5 protein-coding genes are annotated in these 9,274 nt (G+C 73.9%); 1 reads left to right on the top strand and 4 read right to left on the bottom strand.

Going from position 1 to position 9,274, the window contains the following annotated elements; translation table 11 throughout:
• Positions 1-215: 215 nt before the first annotated feature.
• From ACWDLG_RS16460 to ACWDLG_RS16450, 3 genes are all read right to left on the bottom strand, one after another.
• Positions 216-1,346, bottom strand: a complete 1,131-nt coding sequence (locus ACWDLG_RS16460) for an NAD(P)H-dependent flavin oxidoreductase (protein ID WP_354911289.1) — start codon at positions 1,344-1,346, stop codon at positions 216-218.
• 140 nt (positions 1,347-1,486) lie between these two features.
• Positions 1,487-3,676, bottom strand: coding sequence for an acyl-CoA dehydrogenase (locus tag ACWDLG_RS16455; protein ID WP_449920557.1), 2,190 nt, complete (start codon positions 3,674-3,676; stop codon positions 1,487-1,489).
• A gap of 44 nt (positions 3,677-3,720) precedes the next feature.
• Positions 3,721-4,611, bottom strand: a complete 891-nt coding sequence (locus tag ACWDLG_RS16450; protein ID WP_449920555.1) for a hypothetical protein — start codon at positions 4,609-4,611, stop codon at positions 3,721-3,723.
• A gap of 262 nt (positions 4,612-4,873) precedes the next feature.
• Between ACWDLG_RS16450 and ACWDLG_RS16445 the strand changes: the two genes are divergently transcribed.
• A complete protein-coding gene (locus tag ACWDLG_RS16445; RefSeq protein WP_449920554.1) occupies positions 4,874-5,935 on the top strand; it encodes a S1C family serine protease in 1,062 nt (353 codons plus the stop codon).
• Positions 5,936-5,996: 61 nt separating this feature from the next.
• On the opposite strand, the gene ACWDLG_RS16440 is transcribed toward ACWDLG_RS16445, so the two are convergent.
• A complete protein-coding gene (locus ACWDLG_RS16440) occupies positions 5,997-9,176 on the bottom strand; it encodes an AfsR/SARP family transcriptional regulator (protein WP_449920552.1) in 3,180 nt (1,059 codons plus the stop codon).
• Between the last annotated feature and the right edge of the window lie 98 nt (positions 9,177-9,274).

Genomic DNA, 9,274 nt, shown 5'->3' with positions numbered 1-9,274 from the left:
CTGCGCCGCCGTCCCGGGCGCTGAGCACCGCCGTCCCGGGCGCTGAGCACCGCCGTCCCGGGCGCTGAGCACCGCCGTCCCGGGCTCGCCCGCCCTCCGCCGCGGAACGTCGGCGGAGGGCCGGGGCCGGGGGGCGGAGAGCGGGAGCCGGGGCTGGGGGGCGGAGAGCGGGAGCCGGGGCTGGGGGGCGGAGAGCGGGGGCCGGGGGCCGCCGGTCAGGACTCGGTGATGCGGCCGAGGCGCTCCATGGCCTCGATGTACTCCTCGACCATCTCGAACACCACGTCACGCGCGCTCTTGACCTGGTTCATCGCCCCGATGATCTGCCCGGCGGGGAAGGTCGCCAGCTCGGCCGCGTCGGACCTGCCGATGCGTCGCAGGGCGTCCGACACCAGCATGAACTGCAGCGGCATCGGCAGCGTGCCGGGCGAGTCCGCCGCCTCCCAGGCGTCGGTCCACTCGTTCCTGAGCAGCCTGGCGGGCTTGCCGGTCCAGCTGCGCGAGCGAACGGTGTCCCTGGAGGTGGCCGACAGGATGCGCCGCCTGGCCAGCTCGGGCGTGTCCGCCTCCTCGACGGTCAGCCAGATCGACCCCGTCCACACGCCTTCCGCGCCGAGGGCCATGCCGGCCGCCATCTGCCTGCCGCCGCCGATGCCGCCCGCCGCCAGGACCGGCACGTCGGAGCCGTCCGGCCCGGCGCCCCGCAGCGCGTCCACGGCCTGGGGGATCAGCACCATCGTGGAGATCTCGCCGGTGTGCCCGCCGGCCTCCGTGCCCTGCGCGACGACCACGTCCACGCCGACCTCGGCCTGCTTGACGGCGTGGCGGGGAGTGGAGGCGAGCGCGGCCACCTTCACCCCGTGCGCGTGGGCCAGCTCGACGACGTCGGCGGGGGGCGGGCCGAGCGCGTTGGCCAGCAGCGCGATCGGGTGCCGCAAGGCCACCTCGACCTGGGGCCTGGCGGTGGCGTCCGTCCAGCCGAGCAGCACCTTGCCGGGGTCGGCGTCGTCCGACAGCGGGGGTACGCCGTGCTCGGCGAGCAGGTTCTCGACGAACCTCCGGTGGCCCTCGGGGATCATGCCCTGCAGGCGGGAGACCAGCTCCTCGGCCGGGAAGTCGGCGCCCTCGTAGGAGGCCGGCATGACCACGTCGACGCCGTACGGCTTGCCGTCCACGTGGTCGTCGATCCACTTGAGCTCCATCTCGAGCTCTTCCGGGGTGAAGTAGAGGGCGCCCAGGACACCCATCCCGCCCGCGCGGCTGACCGCGGCGACGACGTCCCGGCAGTGGCTGAAGGCGAAAATCGGTAACTCGATCCCGAACAGGTCGGTGACTCGTGTCCGCATGGCCTGACCATACGATCGGGGCGAGGAAAACTGCAACGCGTTCTACTCTAGAACCTTCGGTCGGTCCCCCGCACCGAGTGGTCTCCGGCACGCGACGGACCGGCTCCCGCCCTCCGGCGGGAGCCGGTCGCGCGAACCGTCTACTTGCCGGGCTCCGGGTCGCGGGGCAGGCCGAGCATCCGCTCACCGATGATGTTGAGCTGCACCTCCGTGGTGCCGCCGTAGATGGTCATCGCCCTGGTCGCCAGCACCGCCCTGTTCCAGTAGCCGGCGTCGCCCAGCTTCATGTCCGCCGCCACGGTGGCCGCCTCGCCCAGCAGGTCCACCGCCTTCTCCGACACGTGCTGCGCGTGCGAGGTCGACAGCAGCTTCCGCACCGAGGCGTCGGCGCCGGGCTCGGCGCCCGCCAGCTGCTTGAGCGTCACCCTGAGCGACAGGGCGTCGATCGAGTGCCCCTCGCACACGACGGCGGCGACGGCCTGCTCCTCGACCGCCGTCAGCGGCCTGCCCAGCCGGGAGACCAGCCCGAGCAGGTCGGGCACCGAGGCGCCGGTCCCGCCGGAGCCCGACGACAGCGACACCCGCTCGTTGGACAGCGTGTTCCTGGCGACCTTCCAGCCCTCGCCGACCCGCCCGACCACCAGCTCGTCGGGCACGAAGACGTCGTCGAGGAACACCTCGTTGAACAGGTTTTCGCCGGTCATCTCGGTCAGCGGCCTGACCGTGACCCCCGGCGACTTCATGTCGACCAGGAAGTAGGTGATGCCCTCGTGCTTGGACCCGGCCGAGGAGGTGCGGGCGATGCAGATGCCCCATTCGGCGACGTGGGCGACGGAGGTCCAGATCTTCTGCCCGGACAGGGCCCAGCCGCCCTCCACCCGCGTGGCCTTCATCTGCAGGGAGGCGAGGTCGGAGCCCGCGCCGGGCTCAGAGAAGAGCTGGCACCAGATCAGCTCGCCGCTGAGCGTCGTGGGCAGGAAGCGCTCCTGCTGCTCGCGCGTGCCGTACGCGACGATGGAGGGCACCACCCACGCGCCGATGATCATGTTGGGTGTCCTGACCTTGGCCGCCTTGAGCTCCTGCTGGATGAGGATCTGCTCCAGCGGGGCCGCGTCACGGCCCCACGGCCTGGGCAGGTGCGGCATCACGAAGCCGGCCGCGGCCAGCGCCCGCCGCTGCTCGACGCCGTCGAGGGCGGCGATCTCGGCGATCTCCGCGGCGATCGAGGAACGCAGGGCCGCCGCCGAGTCCGGCAGCGCGATCTCCATGGGCCGCCGCACGCCGGACAGGGCCAGCGAGGCGACGGTGGCCGCCCACGACGACGAGGAGCCGAGCAGCGCCCTGAGGGTGAGCGCGCGCCGGTAGTAGAGGTGGGCGTCGTGCTCGAAGGTGTAGCCGATGCCGCCGAAGGTCTGGATCGCGTCCTTGGCGCACTGGACGGCCGCGTCGGGCGCCATGACGCCCGCGATGGCCGCCGCGTAGTCGAGCTCCTCGCCGCCGGCCCTCGTCGCGTCCCACACCGTGGCGCGCGCCTGCTCCAGCGCCACGAGCATGCGCGACAGCTTGTGCTTGATGCCCTGGAACTGCCCGATCGGCCGGCCGAACTGCACGCGCACCTTGGCGTAGTCGGCCGCCGCGCGCACGCACCAGGCCGCCAGCCCGGTCGCCTCGGCGCCCAGGATGATCGCCGCCAGGTTCCGCACGCCGACCCGGCCCAGCACCCTGTGGGCCGGTACGGTCACCCCGTCCAGCGTCACGGTGGCCACGGCCCTGGTGATGTCGAGCGACCTGACGCGCTCGACCTCGGCCTGCGCGGCGTCCACGGCGATCCACACGTCGCCGACGGGGAGCACGAGCACGTCGGCCATCGCGCCGCCGAGCACGTGCGTCGCCGTACCCGAGACGACCACGGAGTCGCCGCCCTCCGTGGGAGCGGCCGACAGCAGGCCGTCGCCGGTGAGAGCGGCCGACAGGGCCACGGCGCCGGTCAGCGAGCCGTCGGCGAGCCCCGGCAGCAGTTCGGCGCGCGCCTTCTCGGACGCGGAGGCGGCGATGGCGGCACTGGCCAGCACGGTCGGCACGAACGGGCCCGGCGCCATCCGCTCGGCCAGCGCCTCGACGGCGACGGCCGTCTCCAGCAGGCCGTAGCCGGAGCCCCCGAACTCCTCGGGCAGGTGCAGGCCGAGCAGCCCCTGCTCGGCCAGGCCCGCCCAGAACGGCGGACGCCCGTCTTCCTGGGACCGCACGACCTCGGCGGCCACGTTGCGCTCCGCCCAGCCTGCCACCGACTCGCGGAGCGCCTCGTGCTCCTCGCTCAACCCGATCGCCATGTCAGCCTCCTATGGTTCCCAGAACCATATTCTAGAGGATGCTTCTATGCCGAACGTAGGCCCTTCACCAGAGTGTTGAGATCGCGCCAGTGGCTCTTGCCGCTCTCCGGAATCGTCGCCAGCAGCATCGCGGGCTTCTTCTTGCCCGCCTCGACCACCGCGGCCAGCGCCTGCGACGAGCGCCGCTCGCCGTCGAGGGTGTAGTCGACCCTGAACCCGACGATCCAGCCCTTGCCCTTGGCCAGCTTCTGCGAGCCCGTCCAGGTGACCGTGCCGCCCTCGGGGTGCTGGGTGCGCAGCGACCAGCGGGCCGCCCTGACCGCGAGATCCCGGTAGTCGGCGCTGGTCCTGGGCTTGTCGGCGGTCACGGGCAGCGGCGCCGAAGCCACCATGGTGTGCGGGACCTCCGCCTCACCCACCCGCTGGGCGATCACGAAGGGCGCGAACGACCTGGCCGCCCACGGCTTGCCGAGCTTGGGGTAGCTGATGCCGGTCCGCTCGTCGACGACCGTGCCGATCACCTTGCTCGCCTTGCCCGGCAGCGCGGGGAAGGCGAGGCTGTCCGGCGCCGGCGCCGTGACCGCGTCCTGCACCCCCGGCGCCGCGGCGGGCCCGGCGTCCTGCGCCCGCTGCTGTTCGGCGCTGTTCGGCTGGTCGCCGGAGAACAGCGCGAAGATCGCGACCACCGCGAGCACGGTGGCGACCACCGCGGCCAGCAGGTAGACCACCTTGATCGGGATGTCGCCGACGCTGGTCATGAGCCGTCCGACGAACCCCCTGCGCGGCGGTGCCGGCGGCGGCCTGAACGGTCCGGCCGTCGGCGGCATGGGCACGCTGACGGTCTGGTCGGCCGGCGGAAGCTCCACTCGCTGGAAAGGAGTGGTGGGCGCGTCATAGGAGGGCTGATACGGCTCCTGTCCCGGATTGTGAGCCATGTTCCGAGGCTACGTGATCGACACTCTTCCTTGGACAGAATGTCATTCTGTATGGTCGCCCGCATGAGGGGCGCGGCGCGCGGCCGGGCGACGAGCTCACCGCGCGGCTGCTGCGCCACTGCGAGCCGCGCCTGGCGCGGCTCAAGCACCCCCGCGTGATCGAGTATCGCGCAAGCCTGCCGCGCACTCCCACAGGCAAGCTGAGCAGGCGCGACGTCAGGGAGACGTATCTTTCCCGGTGATTCGGGGAAGGTAACCGCGCATGAGGATGATCGTCGTGGGCACCGTAGCGACAGCTGTGCTCATCTCCGGCTGCACGGGCTCCATCTCGCGCTCGACGCCTGCGCAACCGACGTCGCCGCGGCCCAGCGCCGCCCCCACGACGGCCTCCGCCCTGGAGCTGGAGCATGCCTACGAGAAGGTCATCCAGGACGTGCTGCCGTCCATCGTGCAGATCAACACGCGCGCCGGCCTCGGCTCGGGCATCGTCTACGACACCGCGGGGCACATCGTGACCAACGCCCACGTCGTGGGCGAGGCGACCCAGATGGAGGTCACCCCGGCGACCGGCGGGGCCGCGCGCAAGGCCAGACTGGTCTCCTCCTTCCAGGCGGGCGACCTGGCGGTGATCAAAGTGGCCAACCCCCGGGGGCTGACCCCCGCCACGTTCGGCGACTCCGCCAAGGCGCGCGTCGGCCAGATCGTGCTGGCCATGGGCAATCCGCTGGGCTTCTCCGGCAGCGTCACCAACGGCATCGTCTCGGCGGTCGGCCGGACGATCAGCGAGCCGCAGAGCGACTCCGGCGGCACGGTCGCGACGATCGCCAACGCCATCCAGACCTCGGCCGCGATCAACCCCGGCAACAGCGGCGGCGCGCTGGTCGACATGTCCGGGCGGGTGATCGGCATCCCGACGCTGACCGCGACCGACCCCGAGCTGGGCAGCGGCACCGCGCCGGGCATCGGGTTCGCCATCCCCAGCAACACCGCCACCGACATCGCGGCGCAGATCGTGAAGGACGGCAAGGTCAGCAACTCGCGCAAGGCCGCGCTGGGCATCCTCGGCCGGACGGTGATCGGCCGCGGCGGCGCCGAGGCGGGCGTCGGCGTGGTCCGCGTCACCAGGGGCAAGAGCGCGGCCAACGCCGGGATCGAGGAGGGCGACGTGATCCTCTCGATCAACGGGACCGACACCCCGTCGATGGCCGCCCTCTCGGAGGTGCTGGCGACGCTGAAGCCGGGAGATCAGACCAAGGTCGAGGTGCTCAAGCAGGACGGCTCCACCGTCACGGTGAACGTGACGCTGACCGAGCTCACCGCCTGACCGAGCTCACCGCCTGACCGAGCTCACCGCCCGACCGGCAAGACGCCGATCAGCCGAGCCGTCAGAGCAGCCCCGCCACGTCCTCACGCGGCAGCGCCACGCCCCTGGCGTACGCGCGGGCGAAGTCCTGCTCGCCCAGCACCGCGCGCGCCCGTTCCCGCACCCGCGCGACGTCGCTGTCGCCGGGCAGCGCCATGCCGCGCAGCCCCTCGCCCACGCCCAGCAGCAGCGCCGCCCGCTCGTGGTCGCCGCGCAGGGCGGCCAGGCCCGCGAGCCCTTCCACCGCGATCGCCAGCGCGGGCAGGCTCTGCACGCGCAACGCCGCGGCGAAGGCCTCCTCGTGCCTGGACGCGGCGAGCTCGACGGCGCCGGAGTCCGCCGCGATCCGGCCGAGCGCGACACCGACGTGCACGGCCGTCAGCGACTCGCCGAAGGACCCGCTCGCCTGCCCGTCCCGCAGCACCTCCTCGTAGCGGCGGCGCGCGTCATCGAGGTCGCCGCGCAGCCTCGACACGTCGGCCAGGCCGCAGGCGGCCCTCGTGGTGCCCTCGAGTGCGCCCACCCCGCGGGCCAGCTCGGCCGCCTGCCGGAAGTCGGCCTCGGCCCTGTCGAGGTCGGCGAGGAGCAGCCATCCCTCGCCGCGCTGGCTCAGCAGGTCGGCGATGTCCTCCTGCGCGCCGAGCTCACCGACCAGGCGCAGCGCCTCCTCGATCAGTTCGGTGAACCGCTCCCGCTGCCCGCGCCACGCGGCCACCCTGACCAGCTCCGACAGGGCCATCGCCATGCCGAGCCGTTCGCCGAGCGAGCGGAAGTAGTCGAGCGCGAGCCCGAACTCCCGCTCGGTCCCCTCCACGTCGCTCTCCATCAGATGGCAGAGGAACCCCCGCCCGACGTGCTTGAGGCCGTTCACCCAGGGGTCGGCGCTGGCCTGCACGCGCTCCATCATCACGCCGAGGAAGCCGTCCTCGACGGAGGGGCCGGCGAAGCTGCCCCAGAAGAACGACAGCTGGGGACGCTCGGCGATCAGGTCCGTCTCCCGCATCAGCCGCTTGGCCGCCTCCAGGTGCTCGCCGGCCGCGGCCGCGCTGGTCACGCAGATGACGTACTCGGCCTCGAGCCCGTCGGGCGGCCGGGTGCCGACGGCGGCCAGCAGGGCGCGGGCGGGCCGCACGCCGACGCCCCGGCGTCCGCGCAGCCACCAGTACGTCGACAGGTCCGCGAAGATCCGCAACGCCATGGCCGGGTCGTGCTCGGTGGCCCAGCCCAGCGCCGCCAGCAGGTTGTCGTGCTCGGGGTCGAGCCGGGCCGCCCACTCCAGCTGCTCGGCCCGCAGCAGGTGAGGGGCCGCCTCGCGCAGCAGGCCGCGGAAGTAGGCGGCGTGCGCCCCGCGGCAGCGGGCCTCCTCGCCTGCCTCGTCCAGCCGTTCGGCGCAGAACGCGCGGATCGTCTGCAGCATCCGGTAGCGGTCGCCGACCAGCTCGACCAGCGACTTGTCGGCCAGCCCGGTGAGGAGTTCGACGGTGTCCGCCGAGCCGCAGACCTGCTCGGCCGCCTCCAGCCGGGCGCCGTCCGCGAACACCGTCAGCCGCCGGGCCACCTCCCGCTCCCTCTCGTCCAGCAGGCCCCAGCTCCACTCGACCACCGCGCGCAGCGTGCGGTGCCGTGGCTCGGCCGTACGGCTGCCGCGCGACAGCAGCCCCAGCCCGCCCTCCAGCCTGGCCGCGACCTCGGCCACCGACAGCGAGCGCAGGCGGGCGGCGGCCAGCTCGATCGCCAGCGGCAGGCCGTCGAGTGCCGCGCAGATCCGCCACACGTCGGGGCGGTTGCCCTCCCCCACCGCGAACCCCGGGCGCACCGCGGCCGCCCTGTCCTCGAACAGGTGGACGGCGGGCGAGCCGGCGAGCGGGGGGACCGGCCAGACCCGCTCGCCCGTGATGCCGAGCGCCTCCCTGCCGGTGGCCAGGACCCGCAGGTCGGGGCAGGCGGTGAGCAGGCGGTACGCGAGCCCGGCCGCCGCCTCGACGACGTGCTCGCAGTTGTCGAGGACGAGCAGCATCGCCCGCCCCGCCAGCGCGCCGACCAGGCGGTCGGCGGGGTCCGGGACGTCCTGGCCGACGCGCAGCCCCAGCCTGGTGAGCACGGCCTGCGCCACGTCGCCGCCCTCGGGCAGCGCGCCGAACTCGACGAAGCCCACCTCGCCGGGCACCGTGGCCGCGGCCTCGACGGCGAGCCTGGTCTTGCCCGCGCCGCCCGGACCGGTCAGCGTGACCAGCCGGGACCGCTCCAGCAGGCCGCGGACCGCGGTCAGGTCGTCCTCCCTGCCGACGAAGCTGGTCAGCTGCGCGGGCAGCGCGGCGCGCGACCCCCGCTCGGAGGGCGGCGCGGCACGCGGACCCCACACGGGAGGCCCTGCGGCACCGGAATCCCGGGCGAGGGGAGGCGCGGCGCCCTGGCCCCGCTCGGCGGGCGGCGGCGCGGTGGCCTGGCGTGGCGGGGGCGCGCCGCCGCCCGGCGTGTGGAGCTCGCCGCGCAGCGCCGCCAGGTGGATCTCCCGCAACTCCGGCGAGGGGTCGACGCCCAGCTCGTCGGCCAGGGTCCGGCGCGCGTCCTCGAAGGCGGCCAGCGCCTCGGCCTGCCGTCCCGTGGCGTACAGGGCCCTGATGAGCTGGCCGCGCAGCCGCTCCCTGACCGGGTGGGCGGCCACCAGCTCCTGCAGTTCGGCCACCAGCCCCCGGTGTCGCCCGAGCTCGAGATCGGCCTCCACGCGGTCCTCCGTGGCGCCGAGCCGCGCCTCCTCGAGCCGCGCCACCTGGGCGGGCGCGAACGGCGCCGCGCGCACGTCAGCCAGCGCGGGCCCGCGCCACAGCCGCAGCGCCTGGCCGAGCAGCTCGGACCGCTCGGCGGCCGAGAGCGTGGCACGCGCCTCGCGGACCAGGCGTGCGAAGCGGTGGGCGTCGACCTGCTCGCGGTCCACGGCCAGCAGGTAACCGGCGGGGTGGAACTCGATCGGGGTGTCCAGGGTCCTGCGCAGCCGGGAGATCTGCGACTGCAGCGCGTTGGTCTCTCCGCTCACGGCCTGCTCGCCGTACAGGCCCTCGATGAGCCGCTCGGTGGGCACGATCCTGCCCGCGTCGAGGATCAGCAGCGCCAGCAGGGCGCGCAGGCGGGCGCCGGCGACGGTGATCGCCTCGCCGTCGGCTCGCCGCGCCTCGACGGGCCCGAGGATCCCGAACCTGGTCACTCGGCCTCGTACGGCAGGTCAGGGGCGAACGAGCGGGCACGGCAAGGGGGATGTCCCGCCCCATCGGTCATGAACGCGGCCATAGCCCGACGATGCTA

Source organism: Nonomuraea sp. NPDC003727 (genome assembly GCF_053586935.1).
This window is presented reverse-complemented; position numbering and strand designations above follow the sequence as displayed.